The 16,792-nt window shown below is 72.8% G+C and carries 16 protein-coding genes, 1 pseudogene and 1 riboswitch; of the genes and pseudogenes, 14 read left to right on the top strand and 3 right to left on the bottom strand.

Going from position 1 to position 16,792, the window contains the following annotated elements; all coding sequences use genetic code 11:
• Positions 1-266 precede the first annotated feature (266 nt).
• From ACIPFH_RS15400 to ACIPFH_RS15340, 13 genes are all read left to right on the top strand, one after another.
• On the top strand, positions 267-605 hold the full coding sequence (locus ACIPFH_RS15400) for a hypothetical protein (RefSeq protein ID WP_401826647.1): 339 nt from the start codon (positions 267-269) through the stop codon (positions 603-605).
• Positions 602-1,102, top strand: coding sequence for a DoxX family protein (locus ACIPFH_RS15395; RefSeq protein ID WP_401826645.1), 501 nt, complete (start codon positions 602-604; stop codon positions 1,100-1,102). The genes ACIPFH_RS15400 and ACIPFH_RS15395 overlap by 4 nt, the downstream gene beginning before the upstream one ends.
• 583 nt (positions 1,103-1,685) lie before the next feature.
• Positions 1,686-1,808 (top strand): putative leader peptide, encoded by a 123-nt coding sequence (locus ACIPFH_RS15390; RefSeq protein ID WP_356263454.1) that lies wholly within the window; start codon positions 1,686-1,688, stop codon positions 1,806-1,808.
• Positions 1,809-1,955: 147 nt separating this feature from the next.
• Positions 1,956-2,852 (top strand): glutathione S-transferase C-terminal domain-containing protein, encoded by an 897-nt coding sequence (locus tag ACIPFH_RS15385; RefSeq protein ID WP_401826643.1) that lies wholly within the window; start codon positions 1,956-1,958, stop codon positions 2,850-2,852.
• Positions 2,853-2,918: 66 nt separating this feature from the next.
• Positions 2,919-3,038: riboswitch (SAM riboswitch) on the top strand.
• A gap of 397 nt (positions 3,039-3,435) precedes the next feature.
• The gene (locus ACIPFH_RS15380) at positions 3,436-4,416 is read left to right on the top strand and encodes an amino acid ABC transporter permease (RefSeq protein ID WP_401826641.1); all 981 of its coding nucleotides are present in this window, start codon (positions 3,436-3,438) and stop codon (positions 4,414-4,416) included.
• Positions 4,413-5,216 carry an amino acid ABC transporter ATP-binding protein gene (locus ACIPFH_RS15375; protein ID WP_401826638.1) on the top strand — a complete coding sequence of 268 codons (804 nt, stop codon included), beginning with the start codon at positions 4,413-4,415 and terminating at the stop codon, positions 5,214-5,216. The genes ACIPFH_RS15380 and ACIPFH_RS15375 overlap by 4 nt, the downstream gene beginning before the upstream one ends.
• 72 nt (positions 5,217-5,288) lie before the next feature.
• Complete coding sequence (locus ACIPFH_RS15370; protein WP_401826636.1) at positions 5,289-6,314, top strand: ABC transporter substrate-binding protein; 1,026 nt, start codon at positions 5,289-5,291, stop codon at positions 6,312-6,314.
• 78 nt (positions 6,315-6,392) lie between these two features.
• Positions 6,393-7,142 carry a GNAT family N-acetyltransferase gene (locus tag ACIPFH_RS15365; RefSeq protein ID WP_401826634.1) on the top strand — a complete coding sequence of 250 codons (750 nt, stop codon included), beginning with the start codon at positions 6,393-6,395 and terminating at the stop codon, positions 7,140-7,142.
• 11 nt (positions 7,143-7,153) lie between these two features.
• A complete protein-coding gene (locus tag ACIPFH_RS15360) occupies positions 7,154-7,285 on the top strand; it encodes a putative leader peptide (protein WP_401826631.1) in 132 nt (43 codons plus the stop codon).
• Positions 7,286-7,405: 120 nt separating this feature from the next.
• A complete protein-coding gene (locus tag ACIPFH_RS15355) occupies positions 7,406-8,614 on the top strand; it encodes an LLM class flavin-dependent oxidoreductase (protein ID WP_401826629.1) in 1,209 nt (402 codons plus the stop codon).
• Between the two features lie 19 nt (positions 8,615-8,633).
• A complete protein-coding gene (locus tag ACIPFH_RS15350; protein ID WP_401826627.1) occupies positions 8,634-10,010 on the top strand; it encodes an NtaA/DmoA family FMN-dependent monooxygenase in 1,377 nt (458 codons plus the stop codon).
• Entirely contained in the window at positions 10,007-11,098 is a 1,092-nt protein-coding gene (locus ACIPFH_RS15345; RefSeq protein WP_401826624.1) for an LLM class flavin-dependent oxidoreductase, read from the top strand. The genes ACIPFH_RS15350 and ACIPFH_RS15345 overlap by 4 nt, the downstream gene beginning before the upstream one ends.
• Complete coding sequence (locus tag ACIPFH_RS15340; protein ID WP_401826621.1) at positions 11,091-12,239, top strand: LLM class flavin-dependent oxidoreductase; 1,149 nt, start codon at positions 11,091-11,093, stop codon at positions 12,237-12,239. The genes ACIPFH_RS15345 and ACIPFH_RS15340 overlap by 8 nt, the downstream gene beginning before the upstream one ends.
• Here the strand turns inward: ACIPFH_RS15340 and ACIPFH_RS15335 are convergent.
• The 3 genes and pseudogenes from ACIPFH_RS15335 to ACIPFH_RS15325 all read right to left on the bottom strand — a co-directional run bounded on the left by ACIPFH_RS15335 (position 12,218) and on the right by ACIPFH_RS15325 (position 14,489).
• On the bottom strand, positions 12,218-12,424 hold the full coding sequence (locus ACIPFH_RS15335; RefSeq protein WP_401826619.1) for a hypothetical protein: 207 nt from the start codon (positions 12,422-12,424) through the stop codon (positions 12,218-12,220). The two genes, ACIPFH_RS15340 and ACIPFH_RS15335, sit on opposite strands and share 22 nt — an antisense overlap.
• A gap of 244 nt (positions 12,425-12,668) precedes the next feature.
• A pseudogene (locus ACIPFH_RS15330) lies at positions 12,669-13,148 on the bottom strand (AAA family ATPase); the annotation flags it as partial.
• A gap of 255 nt (positions 13,149-13,403) precedes the next feature.
• Positions 13,404-14,489, bottom strand: coding sequence for a M12 family metallopeptidase (locus ACIPFH_RS15325; RefSeq protein WP_401826616.1), 1,086 nt, complete (start codon positions 14,487-14,489; stop codon positions 13,404-13,406).
• Positions 14,490-14,567: 78 nt separating this feature from the next.
• Here ACIPFH_RS15325 and ACIPFH_RS15320 point away from each other — a divergent pair, with 78 nt between their 5' ends.
• The gene (locus ACIPFH_RS15320; protein ID WP_401826614.1) at positions 14,568-16,784 is read left to right on the top strand and encodes a LuxR C-terminal-related transcriptional regulator; all 2,217 of its coding nucleotides are present in this window, start codon (positions 14,568-14,570) and stop codon (positions 16,782-16,784) included.
• Positions 16,785-16,792: the final 8 nt, after the last annotated feature.

The following is a 16,792-nucleotide window of genomic DNA, read 5'->3' as shown; positions in this document are numbered from 1 at the left end:
CCCGGCGCACGAGGAGGGCGTCGACCACGAAGCCGGCCCGGTCCCGGGCCCGGATCACCATCGTGGGCGGGCGCACTTCGCGGGCTGCGAAACCACCGTCCGGATGGAGGGCGACCCGCGCGGCGCCCGGCTGCCCGGGATGGAAGTGGGCGGCCTGGGCCGCGTCCGTCACCCGGCCGCCGCACGGGCGAGGGAGGAGTGACGCCGCGACCCGGCCCGACCCCCGCCGCGCGCTGTGGCATCGGCCACGCGGGTAACCGTCCGACGTGGACGGCCGCCGCGGCATGGGCTCGGCCTCGCCTGCCTACGAGGGCCAACGGGAAGGCGGACAGGAGGAGTTCGCCCGGCTCGCGGCGAGCGTCCCGGCAGCCGTGCGCCTCACCCTCGCCGAGTGCGAGGGGGCGAACGGAGCCGAGAGCCTCGCGGTCCTCGCTTCCATGTTCACCGGGGCCCGGCGGGTGGTACGCCACGAGCAGGCGGGCGCGGGTCACCACACCGGCGTCGGCCGTACCGCTCTCGCCCACCACCGGCACGTGCTCGCCTTCGTCGAGGAGTGCGCGCCGGGGGTGCGGGCGCTTCCGACGGAGAAGGGGACATGGCCATGAGTGAGGCATCGGACACCGCACTGCTGCTCGTACGGCTCGTGCTCGGCCTGGTGATGGTGGCGCACGGCTGGAACCACTGGCGCGGCGGAGGCGGCATATCCGGCACCGCCGGCTGGTTCGGCGGGCTCGGACTCACCCGCCCGAGACTCCAGGCCTGGCTCAGCGTCCTCACCGAACTCGGCGCGGGAGTCCTGCTGTTGGCCGGCTTCCTCACGCCTTTGGCCTGCGCGGCCGTGCTGTCCGTGATGCTGGTCGCGGGTCTGCTGGCGCACCGCCGCAACGGCTTCTTCGTGTTCAAGGAGGGGTACGAGTACGTCCTCGTCCTGGGCGTCCTCACGGTGGCGCTCGGGGCGTGGGGGCCGGGGGACTACTCGATGGACGAGGCCGCGGACATCGCCGTGACCGGATGGACGGGCGCCGGTGTGGTGCTCGGGGTGGGTGTCGTCGCGACAGCCGGTCTGCTGGCCGTGTTCTGGCGCCCGCGGAAGGAGAGTTGAGGAGGCGTCCCATGCGCGCGGGTCTCATCGGACCGGGCGGCCAGGGCGCGCCCTGGCCCGCCGGGTCGTAGAGGCGGGCTTCGCCACCACTCTGGGGGCCCGCCGCCCCGCCGGCCTCGAACCCCTCGCCGCCCCGCCGGCCTCGAACCCCTCGCCGACACGGCCGCCGGGACCGCCGGTTCACCGGCCGAACCGGCCGCCGACGGTGACCTGGTGTGCCTGTGCGTGGTGGCCGACACGGATGAGGAGCAGGTCGTCGGCCTCACCCCGTTCCCGCCCGGGCCTGATCTGTCCCTGTCCGGGGCCCCGCCCGTCCCTGTCGGGGCCTCACCCCGGTCCCCGTCCAGGTCCCACCCCGGGGCCCCGTCCAGGTGTCACACCCAGGCCCCCTCCGGGTCCCACCCCCGGCCCCGTCCGGGTGTCACACTCCGGCCCCGTCCCGGGTTCCGCCGAGGGCCGCTCGGGGCTCGTCCCGGGCACCCCCCGCATCCGCCCGGTACTCACCTGGTGGACGCCCCCTTGACGGAGGCTCGAGGCGGATCGACACTCGATCCGGGAATCCTAGTGAACGGGTAGGGAAACAATGGGGCGACAGGAGCCGATCACCGGCCGCGCGAGCCGCACGGCGTGGTCGTCGCCCCTTCTCACCTCCCGCCGTCACATCGACCTGAAGCGCGTTGCCAGCGCGATCAGGCCCCAGGGCTGAGCCGGGTCCGTCCCGCGCCGAACCGCACCGGCGGTGTCCCCTGGACGCGGCCGCACCCGGCACGCGCGGACGAGGTCCGCACCTCCTCCTTCGACGTCGCATCCGCCGCGCGCACGTCCGCCGTGCGTCCCGCCCCCGGGGAGAGTCATGTCCGTCACACCACTGGCCGCCCACCTGTCCGCCCGCCCCGCCCCCGCCTTCCGGGGCCGCATCGGCCGGGACGCGCGCAGCGGGCACTACGCGGTGCCGCGCCGCTACCGCCTCCATCTGGCGGCGGCCGACCCCGACTGTCTGCGCATCGCCGTCACCCACAGCCTCCTCGGCCTGGAAAGGGCCTGCCCGGTCACCTTCCTGCCCGCCGTCCCGGACTGCCCCGACGGAGGCCACTCCGCGCTGCGCCCGCTGTACGACGCCAGCGCGCACCGGTACACCGGGCCGGCCCTCGCGCCGGTGCTCAGCGACGACTGGTCGGGCCGCATCGTCAGCAGCCACGGCCCCGACATCGCCCGCGACCTCGCCCGCAGGTTCGGTGGCGGCCGGGCCGCGTTGTACCCGTGCGGCGCCGAGTCGCAGATCGAGGCCGTCGAGCGGATGTGCGCCCAGGGCATCGAGGAGGCCGCCCAACGCGCCGGAGCGGCCGACACGGAGGAGGCGGAGCGCGCCGCCGCGCTCGACACGCTGCTCACCACGCTCGGAGTGCTGGAGCGGGGGCTCGGAGCCCACGAACATCTGATCAGCGATCAGATCACGGCCGCCGACGTGGAGTTGTGGGTCGCACTGGTCCAGCTCGACACCGTGCACCGCTACCACCTGGACGCGGCCGCCGTGCACCGCATCGCCGACCACCCCGCCCTGTGGGCCTACGCCCGCCGTCTGGCCGCCCACCCGGCCTTCGGCGCCCACCTCGACCTGGACGCCATCGCCCGCCGCCACCACGCCCGTTGCCAGGGTCTGGAGGCCGCCGGCGCCGCCGTCCAGATCCTGGACTGGGAGACCCACGCGTCGGACGGTACGACGGTCCGACCGCAGGTCAGGCGGCCCTGACCCGGTCCATCCACTGGACCGCCGTTGACATTCGTTCGGGCAACTGTCTTACTTACGGCCCAGAACGGTCATGAGCGTCAGCGACAAGCCCTGGCTAGCTGACCGGCAACCCTCGCTCCGCGGTGGGGTGCCCCAGGTGACGACCGGACCGACGTTTCGGTAATGACGCATCGGTAAGCGCGAGGGCCCCTCGGGGGCCGGAACAGTGATGGTGACGGACATGTACGCAGCTCCTCGGACGGCGCCCCGTCGCCCCCGAAGCTGCGTACGGCCGTATCTCGACATCCTCGTCGCCAACCGCGCCGTCGACCTCCTCCGTGTGAACAGCGCACTGTGTACCGCACCGGGCCGTGCCCGCTGTCGGGGCTGAACGAACCCCCTCACCCCGCAGCCCCGCCTCCGCGTTCCTGACGAACACCGCCCGAGCGGTGTGCCGTTGTCCGCCCCACCCCGGTCTTCCGTACGCATCCGTGCGCCGTGCCCTGTTCGCTGCCGCCGAGCGGTCCCCGCCGCCCCGCCGAAGCGCATACCGCCGCCCACGTCTGCCGTGCCCCGGGGTGTCCGACTCCCGCCGGAGCCCCTCATGAGTGAACCCCCAGGCGCCGTGACCCTCGCCGAGGCCGCACCCGCCATCGACACCCCGCCCGAGAAGCTCACCGCCCAGCGGGTCCAGCCGCTGCGCCGGCCGGGCCGCTGGATCGCCACCGCCGTGGTGCTGGTCCTGGTGGCGCAGTTCGCGCACGGACTGGTCTCCAACCCCTTCTACCAGTGGGACCGCTTCGGCTACTGGTTCCTGCGGCCGGTGATCCTCGACGGACTGCTGATCACCCTGGAAGTCGCCGCCTACAGCGCGGTGCTGGGCCTCCTCGGCGGCATCCTGCTCGCCCTCGCCCGCCTCTCGAAGAGCCCGGTGCTGCGCGCCGTCAGCTGGACCTACGTCTGGGCGCTGCGTTCCATCCCGCTCATCGTGGTGCTGCTCTTCCTCTACAACTTCAGCGCCCTGTACCAGACGTTGAGCGTGGGTGTCCCCTTCGGCCCGGCGTTCTTCCGCTTCGACGAGTCCCGGCTGGCCACCGACATGGTGATCGCCGTCGTCGGTCTGAGCCTGAACGAGGCGGCCTACGCCGCCGAAGTGGTCCGCGGCGGCATCCTCTCCGTCGACCAGGGCCAGCACGAGGCGGCCGCCGCGCTCGGCCTGCCCAAGCGCTACCAGTTCTGGAGGATCGTCTTCCCGCAGGCCCTGCGGTCGATCACCCCGAACTACGTCAACCAGCTGATCGGCCTGATCAAGTCCACCTCGCTGGTCTTCTACGTGTCGCTGCTCGACCTGTTCGGCACCGCGCAGACCATGGGTTCCACCTACCCCGGCGACATCGTGCCGCTGCTGCTGGTCGTCACCGTCTGGTACCTGATCCTGACCAGCCTCGTCTCCGTCGTCCAGTTCTACGTCGAGCGGTACTACGCCCGGGGCGCCACGCGGTCCCTGCCGCCGACGCCGTTGCAGAAGCTGCGGACCGGTCTCGCCGACCTGCGGGCCCGCATCCGCCGGGAGGCCGCCGTATGACCACCGAGACCGTGCAGACCACCGAGACCGCCGGGGTCGTGCCCGCCGCCGTCGAGGTGCACGACGTGCACAAGTGGTACGGCGCCCACCGGGTGCTGGACGGGGTGAACCTGACCGTGCGGCCCGGCGAGGTCACCGTGATCCTCGGCCCGTCCGGCTCCGGCAAGTCCACCCTGCTGCGGGTCGTCAACCACCTGGAGAAGCCCGAGATCGGCTACGTCAGCGTCAACGGCGAGCCGATCGGCGTCCGCCGGCACCGCGACCGGCTGCGCGAGCTGAGCGAGCGGGCCATCCTGACCCAGCGCAGCCGGATCGGCTTCGTCTTCCAGAACTTCAACCTCTTCCCGCACCTGACCGTGCTGGACAACGTCGCCGCCGCGCCGGTCGCGACCGGGAAACTCGCCAAGCACCAGGCCCTGGAACTGGCCCGCGAACTCCTCGGCCGGGTCGGCCTGGCCGACAAGGCCGCCGCCTACCCGAGGCAGTTGTCCGGTGGGCAGCAGCAGCGGGTCGCCATCGCCCGCGCCCTCGCGCTGCGCCCCGGCGTCATCCTCTTCGACGAGCCGACCTCCGCGCTCGACCCCGAGCTCGTCGGCGAAGTCCTCGCCGTCATCAAGGATTTGGCGACCAGCGGCACCACCCTCGTCATCGTCACCCACGAGGTCGGCTTCGCCCGCGAGGTCGCCGACAAGGTCGTCTTCATCGACGGCGGCAGGATCGTCGAACAGGGCCCGCCGAGCGAGGTCCTCGACAGGCCCCGGCACGAGCGGACCCGGGACTTCCTCAGCAAGGTGCTCTGACGCCACCGCGCGCCGACGCGCCCCACGACCTCCCCCACGCCACCCTCTCTCATCCAGTCACAAAGGACGGCCATGTCTGCCCACTTCACCCGACGCAGCCTGATTCGCGGCATCACCGCGGCGACCGCGGTCGCCACCCTCGCCACCGGGCTCGCCGCCTGCGGTGGTGACAGCGAGGCCGCCACCGAGGCCGACAGCGCCGCCGCCGGCAGTGTGACCGTCGGCCGGGTGTCCAACGGCGCCGCCAAGGAGACCACCCTCAAGGTGTCCGAGGTCAAGTCCATCAGCGCCGAACTGCCCGCAGCCGTGAGGAAGAGCGGCAAACTGAACATCGGCATCGGCGCCCTGCCCTCCGGCTTCGCCCCGCTGGCGTACGTCGGCGACGACCAGAAGACCCTCACCGGTGCCGAGCCCGACCTCGGCCGGCTGGTGGCCGCGGTCCTCGGCCTGACGCCCGAGACGAAGAACTTCACCTGGGAGAACCTCTTCGTCGGCATCGACAGCGGCAAGGTCGACGTCGCCTTCTCGAACGTCACCGACACCGAGGAGCGCAAGAAGAAGTACGAGTTCGCCTCCTACCGCCAGGACAACCTCGGCTGGGAGGTCAAGAAGTCCAACAAGTGGAACTTCGACGGCAACTACGAGAACCTCGCCGGCCTGACCGTCACCGTCGGCTCCGGCACCAACCAGGAGAAGATCCTCCTGGAGTGGAAGAAGAAGCTGGAGTCCGAGGGCAAGAAGCTCACCATCAAGTACTACCCGGACCGCAACGGCATCTACCTGGCGCTCGGCAGCGGCAAGATCGACGCGTTCTTCGGCCCCAACCCCGGTATCGCCTACAACGTCGCCAAGACCGCGGCCACGACCAACGCGACGCGCAGCGCGGGCACCTTCTCCGGCGCCGGCGAAACGCTCCAGGGCCTGATCGCGGCCACCGCCAAGAAGGACAGCGGCCTCGCCAAGCCGCTCGCGGACGCCATCAACCACCTCATCGACAACGGGCAGTACGCCAAGTGGCTGGCCGCCTACAACCTCTCCAACGAGGCCGTCGCCAAGTCCGAGATCAACCCGCCCGGTCTGCCGCTGGACAACTCCTGACGCTACGTCAGCGCAGCGGCGCAAGAAGCGGGTTGAGTTAGAAACGGCAGCAAGCGAACAGGAAGGGACTCCGCCTCCGTGGCCACCCCGATCGACCTCCGCGGAGGCGGAGCTCCGACCGCCGCCCACCCGCACCCCCTCGACAACGCCGTCTGGGCCGCGCTCAGCGGCCCGCACGCCCACCTCGCCGAGCGGGTCGGCCGGGCCGCACGGTACCCGGCCGACGTCTACGCCTTCGCCGCCCTCGCCGACCCCGGGGATCCGGCCGCCTGGGCCGACCTGCACACCCTCGTCGGCCCCGGAACCACGGTACGGATCAAGCCCGTCGACCGGGTTCCCGACGGCTGGGAGATCACCGGCGGGGGAGAGGGCGTGCAGCTCGTCGCCACCGAGGGGTTCCGCACCGAACCCGCGCCCGAGGCCGTACGCCTCGGTCCGGACGACGTGCCGGAGATCCTCGACCTCGTCGCCCGCACCCGGCCCGGCCCCTTCCTCCGGCGGACCATCGCCCTCGGCGCGTATCTCGGCATCCGCCACCACGGCCGCCTGACCGCCATGGCGGGCGAACGTCTGCGCGTGCCCGGCTGGACCGAGATCAGTGCCGTCTGCACCGACCCCGCCCATCGTGGCCGGGGCCTCGCCACCCGGCTGATCCGCGCGGTGGGCGACGGCATCCGCGAGCGCGGCGACACCCCGTTCCTGCACGCCGCCGCCGACAACGCCCCGGCGATCCGCCTGTACCAGTCCCTGGGCTTCGCCCTGCGCCGCCGCTCGACCGTCGTCTCGGTGCGCACACCGGGAACATCCGACGAGACCGGGGCGTTCTGACTCATGACGAGATGTGTGAGGCGCCGTCCGGCGCCCGGAAAGAGGGGGGAGTGGACGTGACCCGCATACGCCACGCCGTGCACCTCCACTCCCGGCCCCACATCGACCTCCAGCGCGTGGCCGGCGCGCTCTGTCGCTCCTGACCCTCCCTCAGCATTCGGCCCGGGGCGCCTCCATTCCGCCTTGCTCGCCCCCGCCCTGTGCCCGCGCAGCCCCTGCGCGCAGGCCGGCGCTCTCGTACGGACCTCCAGGAAGGCACCCTCGTGTCCTCGACCTCCTCCTCCCCGCTGCATCTCGCCGTCGCTCTGGACGGCACCGGCTGGCACCCCGCCTCCTGGCGTGAGCCCGTCGCCCGACCCCGTGAGCTGTTCACCGCCGGATACTGGGCCGATCTGGTCGCCGAGGCCGAGCGCGGACTGCTCGACTTCGTGACGATCGAGGACGGCCTCGGCCCGCAGTCCTCCCACTTCCTCGACCCGGACGACCGCACCGACCAGGTACGCGGCCGGCTCGACGCCGTCCTCGTCGCCTCCCGCATCGCCCCGCTCACCCGGCACATAGGCCTGGTGCCGACCGCGGTGGCCACCCACACCGAGCCGTTCCACCTCTCCAAGGCGATCGCCACCCTCGACTACGTGAGCAGCGGCCGCGCCGGCCTGCGGGTCCAGATCACCGCCCGCCCCACCGAGGCCGCCCACTTCGGCCGCCGCACGATCCCCCGCATCGAGGCCTACGACGCCCCCGCCACCCAGGAACTGGTGAGCGACCTCTTCGACGAGGCCGCCGACTACGTCGAGGTCGTCCGCCGCCTCTGGGACAGCTGGGAGGACGACGCGGAGATCCGGGACGTGGCGACCGGCCGGTTCATCGACCGCGACAAACTCCACTACATCGACTTCGAGGGCCGCCACTTCAGCGTCAAGGGGCCCTCCATCACCCCGCGCCCGCCGCAGGGCCAGCCCCTGGTCACCGCCCTCGCGCACGACACGGTCCCCTACCGCCTGGTGGCCCGCGCCGCCGACGTCGGCCATGTCACCCCGCACGACAGCGACCAGGCCCGTGCGATCGTCGCCGAGATCCGCGCCGAACAGGAGCGGGCAGGGCGGGCCGCCGAGCCGCTGCACATCTTCGGAGACCTGGTCGTCTTCCTCGACGACGACCCGGCCGAGGCCGCTGCCCGTCGCGACCGCCTCGACGCCCTCGCCGGCGAGGAGTACCGGAGCGACGCCCGGATCTTCACCGGCTCGCCCTCCCAACTCGCCGACCTGTTGCAGGAGTTGCAGGCGACCGGCCTGAGCGGCTTCCGGCTGCGCCCCGCCGTCGCCGGACACGACCTGCCGGCCATCACCCGGGGCCTGGTCCCCGAACTCCAGCGCCGCGGCGCCTTCCGCAGCGCCTACGAGGCCGACACCCTGCGCGGCCTGCTTGGCCTGTCCCGCCCCGCCAACCGCTACGCGACCGCCACCGCCTGAGCGGGAAGGGAACCCCACCATGAGCAAGCCCCAGAAGCAGATCCACCTCGCCGCGCACTTCCCCGGCGTCAACAACACCACCGTGTGGAGCGATCCCCAGGCCGGCAGCCACATCGAGTTCAGCTCCTTCGCCCACTTCGCGCGGACCGCCGAACGCGCCAAGTTCGACTTCCTCTTCCTCGCCGAGGGGCTGCGCCTGCGCGAACAGGGCGGAAAGATCTACGACCTGGACGTCGTCGGCCGCCCCGACACCTTCACGATCCTCGCCGCGCTCGCCGCCGTCACCGAACGCCTCGGCCTGACCGGCACGATCAACTCCACCTTCAACGAGCCCTACGAGGTGGCCCGCCAGTTCGCCAGCCTCGACCACCTCTCCGACGGCCGCGCCGCGTGGAACGTCGTCACCTCCTGGGACGCCTTCACCGGCGAGAACTTCCGCCGGGGCGGCTTCCTCCCGCAGGACGAGCGCTACGCCCGTGCCAAGGAGTTCCTCGCCACCGCGGGCGAGCTCTTCGACTCCTGGCAGGGCGACGAGATCGTCGCCGACCAGAGCACCGGCACCTTCCTCCAGGACGCCAAGGCCGGGGCCTTCGTCCACGAGGGCGAGCAGTTCGACATCCACGGCCGGTTCAACGTCCCGCGCGGCCCCCAGGGCCGTCCGGTGATCTTCCAGGCCGGGGACTCCGACGAGGGCCGCGAGTTCGCCGCCTCCAGCGCCGACGCCATCTTCAGCCGGTACGCGACCCTCGACGCCGGACAGGCCTTCTACACCGACGTCAAGTCACGCCTCGCCAAGTACGGGCGGCGCGCCGACCAGTTGCTGATCCTGCCCGCCGCGAGCTTCGTCCTGGGCGACACCGACGCCGAGGCCGAGGAGATCGCCAAGGACGTGCGGCGCCAGCAGGTCAGCGGCGCCACCGCCCTCAAGCACCTGGAGTTCGTCTGGAACAGGGACCTGTCCGGCTACGACCCGGAGGGCCCGCTGCCCGACATCGACCCGGACCTCGGCGAGAACCACATCGCGCGAGGCCGGGCCCAGGTCCGTATGTACCGCGACCCGCTGGCCACCGCCCGCGAATGGCGCGAGCTCGCGGAGGCCAACAACTGGTCGATCCGCGACCTGGTCATCGAGACCGGCAACCGCCAGAACTTCGTCGGCTCCCCGGCCACCGTCGCCCGGACGATCAACGAGTACGTCCAGGCCGACGCCGCCGACGGCTTCATCCTCGTCCCGCACATCACCCCGGGCGGCCTCGACGGGTTCGCCGACGAGGTCGTCCCGCTCCTCCAGGAACAGGGCGTCTTCCGCACCGAGTACGAGGGCACCACGCTCAGGGACCACCTCGGCCTCGCCCTGCCGGACGAGGCGGACAGCACCGCGCGGGTGGCCTCGTGAAGTTCCTCGCCATCACCCTGATCGTGCACCGTCCGGACCCGGTCACCGGCGTCCGCAAGCCGACCCGGGACCGCTTCCGAGAGGTGCTCGACAACGCCCTGCTCGCCGAGGAACTCGGCTTCGACGGATTCGGCGTGGGGGAGCGGCACGAGCGGCCGTTCATCTCCTCCTCGCCGCCGGTGGTGCTGAGCCACATCGCCGCCCTCACCCGCCGCATCCGCCTCTTCACCGCCGTGACGACCCTCAGCCTCCTCGACCCGGTCCGCGCCTACGAGGACTACGCCACCCTCGACCACCTCTCGGACGGTCGCCTGGAGCTGATCATCGGCAAGGGCAACGGCGCCGCCCAGCGCGAGCTGTTCCACGTCACGCCCGACGACCAGTGGGAGCGCAACGCCGAGAGCTACGAGGTGTTCCGGCGGATCTGGCGCAACGACAAGGTCACCGCGGCCACCCGTTTCCGCCCGGAGCTGACGGACGCGGAAGTCTGGCCCCGGCCCTACCAGCAGCCCGTGCGGGTCTGGCACGGCAGCGCCACCAGCAAGGAGTCCGTCGACCTGGCCGCCCGCTACGGCGACCCGCTGTTCTCGGCGAACGTCACCCACCCCGTCGAGCCCTACGCCGAGCTGATCCGGTACTACCGGGAGCGCTGGGAGCACTACGGCCACGACCCGGCCGCCCTCGCGGTCGGCGCCGGCTCGGCCGGACTGTACGTGGCGCGCACCTCCCAGGAGGCCGTCGAGGCATACCGGCCGATCTTCGAGGGCACGCTCGCCTTCCAGAGAGAAGCCGGGCTGCCCGTGGTCTTCGAGACGCTGGAGGACTTCGTCGAGCGCAGCTCCGCCCTGATCGGCAGCCCACAGCAGGTCATCGACAAGGTGCACCGCTACCACGAGCGGTTCGGCCACACCGTCCTGCATGTGCACGCCGACGCGAGCGGCCTCACCGAAACCCGGCACCGCGACTCGCTGGAGCTGTTCCAGTCGGAGGTGGCGTCGGCGCTGCGCAAGGAGATACCGGACCCGCCGTTCGACTGGGCGCCGGTGCTTCCGACACCGTCGTCCACCGAGGAGCCGGCCCGTGTCTGACATCCCCCTCGGCGTTCTCGACCTGGTCCCGATCTCCTCGGGATCGACGGCCCCGGACGCCCTGCGCAACTCCATCGACCTGGCCCGGCAGACCGAACGCCTCGGCTACGCCCGCTACTGGTTCGCCGAACACCACCTCAACCCCGGCGTCGCGGGCACGTCCCCGGCCGTGGTCCTGGCGCTGACCGCGGCCGCCACCTCCACCATCCGGCTCGGCTCCGGCGCCGTACAGCTCGGACACCGCACCGCCCTGTCCACGGTGGAGGAGTTCGGCCTGATCGACGCGCTGCACCCCGGCCGCTTCGACCTGGGCCTGGGCCGCTCGGGCGGCCGTCCGCCGGGGGAGCGGCCGAGCCGGCCGTCCACCGTCACCCCGGTCGTCGACGGCCGTGCCCCGAACGGCCTGCTGATACCGCCCCGCTTCTCCTTCGAACGCCTCCTCGGCTCGCCCCGGATCGCCCTGCAACGCAGGCTCCTCCTCCTGCCGAACGCCGAATCGCCGGACTACGCGGAGCAGATCGACGACATCCTCGCCCTGCTGGCCGGCACCTACCGCTCCCCGGAGGGCGTCGAGGCGCATGTCGTACCGGGCGAGGGCGCCGACGTCGACGTGTGGATCCTGGGCAGCAGCGGCGGCGAGAGCGCCGAGGTCGCCGGCGCCCGGGGTCTGCGCTTCGCCGCCAACTACCACGTCAGCCCGGCCACCGTCCTGGAGGCGGTGGACGGCTACCGGGCCCGCTTCAAGCCCTCCGCCTCCCTCGACGCGCCCTATGTCAGCGTCTCCGCCGATGTCGTCGTGGCCGAGGACGACGCCCGCGCCCGCGAACTCGCCACCGGCTACGGCCCGTGGGTGCGCAGCATCCGCACCGCCGAGGGCGCGATCCCGTACCCGACCCCGGAGGAAGCACGCGCCCACACCTGGACCGACGAGGACCGTTCGCTGGTCCAGGACCGGATCGACACCCGGTTCGTCGGCTCCCCGGCCCGGGTCGCGGACCTGCTGGAACAACTCCAGGAAGCCACCGGCGCCGACGAACTGCTCGTCACCACCATCACCCACGACCACACCGACCGGGTCCGCTCCTACGAGCTCCTCGCCGGGGAGTGGCGCCGCAGGGGTCACTCCGCCCAGTCGAGCTGATGCACGGGCGTCCCCACGGACCGCCCGTACGCGACCGCCTCGGCGCGGCCGGCCTCGTCGCCGCGCCGATGGCGGAACACCTTCCCCGCGAACACCACGACCCTCTCCTCACCCGCGGTGAAGTCGGCGTACCAGCCGAGGTGCGGCTCGAGCACGGCGGCGAGCGCGTCGGCGATCCCGGCCACGTCGTCATCGTCGCTCGCCCACTCGACGAGCGTCCACAGTCCCGGCTGCCCGGTCTCGGCGCTCGCCGACACGTCGAGCCTGCGCACCCCGCGCAGCCGCAGCCCCGGCGGCGCGAACTCGGCTCCGGCGCGCAGGCTTTCGCCGATGACGTATCCGGTGATCATGGCTTGTTCCCTCCGTGGGTGAGGTCGTGGAGTGACGCTGGGCGGGGTGGCGGACCTCCTCCGTCCGCATCACCGCCGGCAGCGCGGCCGCCGAGTCCTCGGGTGTGCGGCCGGCCGTGTCCACCACGACACGATCCCGGGCCCACACCTCGTACTCCCGGCCGGTGATCTGATCCCAGCCGGGCAGCGGCAGACCCGGTACGTCGACCGTCCGGGAGCGCACCCGCTCCCGGTGCTCGTCGGCGTCCGAGCAGACCACCTCCACCTCGACGCAGCGCACCCCCGCCCGCACGGCGCAGTCGCGCCAAGCGTCGCGGGTGACGCCGAGCGGGTTGACCGACTCCGCGAGCACGGTGAGCCCCTGCCGCAGATGCTCCTCGGCCAGGGCGTACCCGACGACGTAGCCAGCCGGTCCGACAGGATGCCGGGTCAGGCCGGAGCGGACGAGTGCCCGCTCGATCGTGTCGACCCGCAGATGGACCGCGCCGGTCCGCGCGGCGAGAAGGCGCGCGAGGGCGGTCCTGCCGGAGGCGGGCAGACCGCCGAGGACGACGAGCATGCGCTCATCCTGCCGGATCGTCCCGGGCCAGGCGCGCTGTTCATACGAGTGCAGTGCCACCCGCACGCTGCTCGCGTCGGGTGAACGCCGGCCACGTCGGCAACGCCGGGAACCACGTGATCGGGACACGCGGTCCGGACCCGCCCGCGAACGGCCGAGCCGGTGTGGCCGGGGACACGCCCCCCTCCCCCGAAGGCGACGTGTCCCCGGCGCTTCCCCCGGCGCCGGACTGCGGTCTCTACGCGACTCCCCGGCTCACCAGCACATGACCGCCGTCTCGCCCGAACCCCAGCCGGAGTACAGGCGCAAGCGGACGAAGTAGCGGCGACCCCTGACGAGCCGGGCCCTGAGCGTGGCGTTGTGCGGAGCACCTCCGTCGTCGTGCCCCGCGAGGAAACGGGGCTCGCCGTCCCGCTCCTCGAAGACCACGACCAGCGAATCGCTCTCCCCGAAGGTGGCGAAGGTGTACTCGCGGGTCTCCCGGGGCTCGACGGTGAAGTCGACCTGCCCGCCCGGCCCCAGTGACAGCGCCACCGAGCGGTACGGCACCAGCGCGGGCGGGCGCGGCGCCTCGGCCGGTGGATACCAGCCGAGGACGAACTCCTTGTCCAGCGGCGACAACCCGCCCGACGGATGCACGCCGCCGCGGAACTGCTCCGGCTCCAGGATCAGACCCGCCGAGAAGGGGTACTCCATGACGGACTGTGAGTCCCACACCGACCCGTTCACTTCTGCCGGGTCCAGTTTGCGCAGGATGTTGAACCAGGTCCTGGCCCGGCTCCAGTGGTTGGGCGGGCCCGCCAGATCCGCGTACACCGCCTCCTCGTCCCAGTGCAGACCGGCGAACGGGCTCTGGTGCTCGTGCTGCATGCCGAGCGCGTGCCCGATCTCGTGCAGGGCCGTCGCGCGCTCCCCGGACGCGGTCAGGTCCCAGCCGAAGTTCATGGTGCGCTCGTTGAGACCGGCCGACAGCGCGTCCCGGCCCACCGCCGACCAGGAGCCGTCGCCCGTCTGGAAGCCGATGCGCAGCTCCGCCTCCGAACGGTCCGCGACCTCGGTGAAGACCACCCCGATGCCCAGGTCGCGCCACTCGCGGAAGCAGTCCCGCACCACCTCCCGCTGGTCCTCGCCGCCGACCCACGACACCCAGCGGGTCTCCCCGGACCCCGGCACGGGAATGACCGACCCGTCGCTCTCGCCGTCGAAGAAGCAGTAGTGCAGCACCGTGCCGTTGACCCACATCCGCCGCCCGCTCAGGAGGGCGTCGAGCCGCTCGACGGCCAGCCCCGGGGCGAACGCGGGGGCCGACTGCTGGGCGAGCGAGCAGTAACGGGCGGTCATGGGCTCCAGGTTGCCCTGCACGGCCACCCCGGGGCCTGAGTCGGGGGCTACTCAAGTCGCCCTGTATCAGGAGTGAGTATGCCGACTCCAGTTGAGGTGACGACGTTCGAGACCCCAGCGGGAACCCTGCGACTGCCATGGCCGTTCACCGGCCGGGACGAGGAACTGGGGCTCGTCCGCCGCTCCTTGGCGGCGGGCCGGCCCGGCATCGTGATCACCGGACCGGCGGGCTGCGGCCGCACCCGCCTGGCCGCGGAGGCGGTCCGCGGCGCCGACTGCGCCCGGGTGGCCGGCACTCCCGGAACCCACGACCTGCCCTTCGCCGCCTTCGCCCACCTGTTGCCGGAGGGCGTCACCCTGCACCGCGCGGTACAACTCCTCTCCGGTGTACGGCTGTTGCTGGTCGACGACGCGCATCTGCTCGACGACGCCTCCGCCGCCCTGCTGCACCAGCTGGCCGTCCAGGGCCGCACCCGTCTGCTGGTCCTCGTCACGGACGGCGCCCTCGCGCCCGACGCCGTCTGCCGACTGTGGACCGGCGAACTGCTGCCCCGTCTGGTCCTGGAACCCCTGCCCCGTGAGCACACCGTCCCCCTCCTCACGGCCGGCGCCGGCGGCCCTGTGGAGCCCCTCACCGTCAACCGTCTGCACCGCCTGTGCGGGGGCGACCTGTGCCTCCTGCGGGACCTGCTGGACGCGCTGCGCGAGCAGGGCCTGTTCACCAGGCGCGCGGATACAGACGAGCTGATGTGGCGCGGCCGGGTCCCGGTGACCCCGGCCCTGCGCGAGCGTAGCGGCGCCGTCCTCGCCCGCGCCCGCGCCGACGAACGCGAGATCCTCGACCGCCTCGCCTTCGCGGAACCCCTCCCGCTGGCGGCGGACACTCTGGACCTGCGGATCCTCGAACGCCTTGAGGCGGACGGCCTCCTCGACGTCGACGACGACACGACCGTCCGCCTGGCCCACCCCCTGCACGGCCCGGTCCTGCGCGCCGCGGCCGGACGGCTGCGCACGAGGCGGCTCACCGGCCGCCGAGGCTCCACGGCCTCCGCCCTCGACGCCGAGGCGGCCGGGCTGACCCGCCGCATCGAGCGGGCCGACGTCCGTACGACGCCCACGCCCGTGGGGGAGTGGCTGGTCGCGGAGGGGGAACCGGTACCACCGCGGTACGCCGCCGTCCGCGCGCGGTTCTCACGGCTGCGGGGAGAGCTGCGCGAGGCGGCGGCCTGGGCGCGAGAGGGTCTGGCCGCCGCCCCGCAGGACCGCAACTGCCGTACCGAACTCGCCCTGTGCGCCGCCCAGTCGGGGGAGGCGGGCACACCGATCGACCTCCTCGCCGACCACCCCACCACGGCCGCCTGGCCACCGGCCGCCCGCGGAGACCTCGACACGGCCTTGAAAACCCTCGACGAGACCACCACCGACCCGACCGGTGCCGGCACCGCCGCCGGCCCGACCGGCTCCGGTGTCACCGGCGCTGCCACCGCCGCGACCAGAGTCGGTACGGCCACCGGCACCGGCACAGGTACGACGGGCAGCGACATCGGCACGGCGGCTTCCGGTACGACGGGCAGCGGCACCGGCACCGGCACCGGCACAGGTACGACCGGCACCGGCACCACCCGCGCCTTCGCCATGACGGGCACCGGCATGGGCGCCCGTACCCGCTCCGGCGACGGCACGAGCACGCACGACGTCCACGCGATCCAGGACCGCCCCACCACGGGCCACGCACGCACCACCCATGACCCCCGCGCCGCAGCCCACGACTCCGGCACGGCTCACGGCTCCCCAGCGGCACCCGACCCCTACACCGTCTACGACGCCGTGCGCCTCGGTGTGCCCGAGCGGGCCGTCCCGCTGCTCCCGTCCGACGGTTTCTTCGCCCGCCATGCCCGCGCGCTCGCCCGGGGCGACGGGCCCGCACTGGACCTGGTGGCCGCCGAGTTGGAGGAGCGCGGTTTCCTCCTCTTCGCTGCCGAGGCGTACGCGCAGGCGGTACGGGTCCACCGTGACCCCAGCGCGGCCCGCACCGCCCGTACCCGTGCCGTCGCCCTGGCCCGGCGCTGCCAGGGCGCCCGTACCCCGGCCCTGTCCGGCCTGGTGCTGGGCGAACTCACCGCTCGTCAGCGGCAGATCGTCACCCTCGCCGCGGCCGGCCTCAGCAACCGGCAGATCGCGGAACGCCTCACCCTGTCCGTCCGGACCGTCGGCAACCACCTCTACAGCGCCTACACCCGGCTCGGCGCCGGCGATCGCGGAGCGCTCCCGCGGCTGGTGGAGCAGCCCGCGTGAGCAGGCCG

Source organism: Streptomyces sp. NPDC088157, assembly GCF_044741545.1.
Classification (GTDB): Bacteria; Actinomycetota; Actinomycetes; order Streptomycetales; family Streptomycetaceae; genus Streptomyces.
Note: the sequence above shows the minus strand (reverse complement) of the source record. Positions and strands in the feature narration are given on the sequence as shown.

Excerpts from the sequence above, each read along its gene's own strand:
- ACIPFH_RS15350 (WP_401826627.1), top strand. The coding sequence starts at position 8,634 with ATGAGCAAGCCCCAGAAGCAGATCCACCTCGCCGCGCACTTCCCCGGC.
- ACIPFH_RS15375 (WP_401826638.1), top strand. The coding sequence starts at position 4,413 with ATGACCACCGAGACCGTGCAGACCACCGAGACCGCCGGGGTCGTGCCC.
- ACIPFH_RS15360 (WP_401826631.1), top strand. The coding sequence starts at position 7,154 with ATGTGTGAGGCGCCGTCCGGCGCCCGGAAAGAGGGGGGAGTGGACGTG.
- ACIPFH_RS15390 (WP_356263454.1), top strand. The coding sequence starts at position 1,686 with ATGGGGCGACAGGAGCCGATCACCGGCCGCGCGAGCCGCACGGCGTGG.
- ACIPFH_RS15385 (WP_401826643.1), top strand. The coding sequence starts at position 1,956 with ATGTCCGTCACACCACTGGCCGCCCACCTGTCCGCCCGCCCCGCCCCC.
- ACIPFH_RS15320 (WP_401826614.1), top strand. The coding sequence starts at position 14,568 with ATGCCGACTCCAGTTGAGGTGACGACGTTCGAGACCCCAGCGGGAACC.
- ACIPFH_RS15380 (WP_401826641.1), top strand. The coding sequence starts at position 3,436 with ATGAGTGAACCCCCAGGCGCCGTGACCCTCGCCGAGGCCGCACCCGCC.
- ACIPFH_RS15395 (WP_401826645.1), top strand. The coding sequence starts at position 602 with ATGAGTGAGGCATCGGACACCGCACTGCTGCTCGTACGGCTCGTGCTC.
- ACIPFH_RS15325 (WP_401826616.1), bottom strand. The coding sequence starts at position 14,489 with ATGACCGCCCGTTACTGCTCGCTCGCCCAGCAGTCGGCCCCCGCGTTC.
- ACIPFH_RS15370 (WP_401826636.1), top strand. The coding sequence starts at position 5,289 with ATGTCTGCCCACTTCACCCGACGCAGCCTGATTCGCGGCATCACCGCG.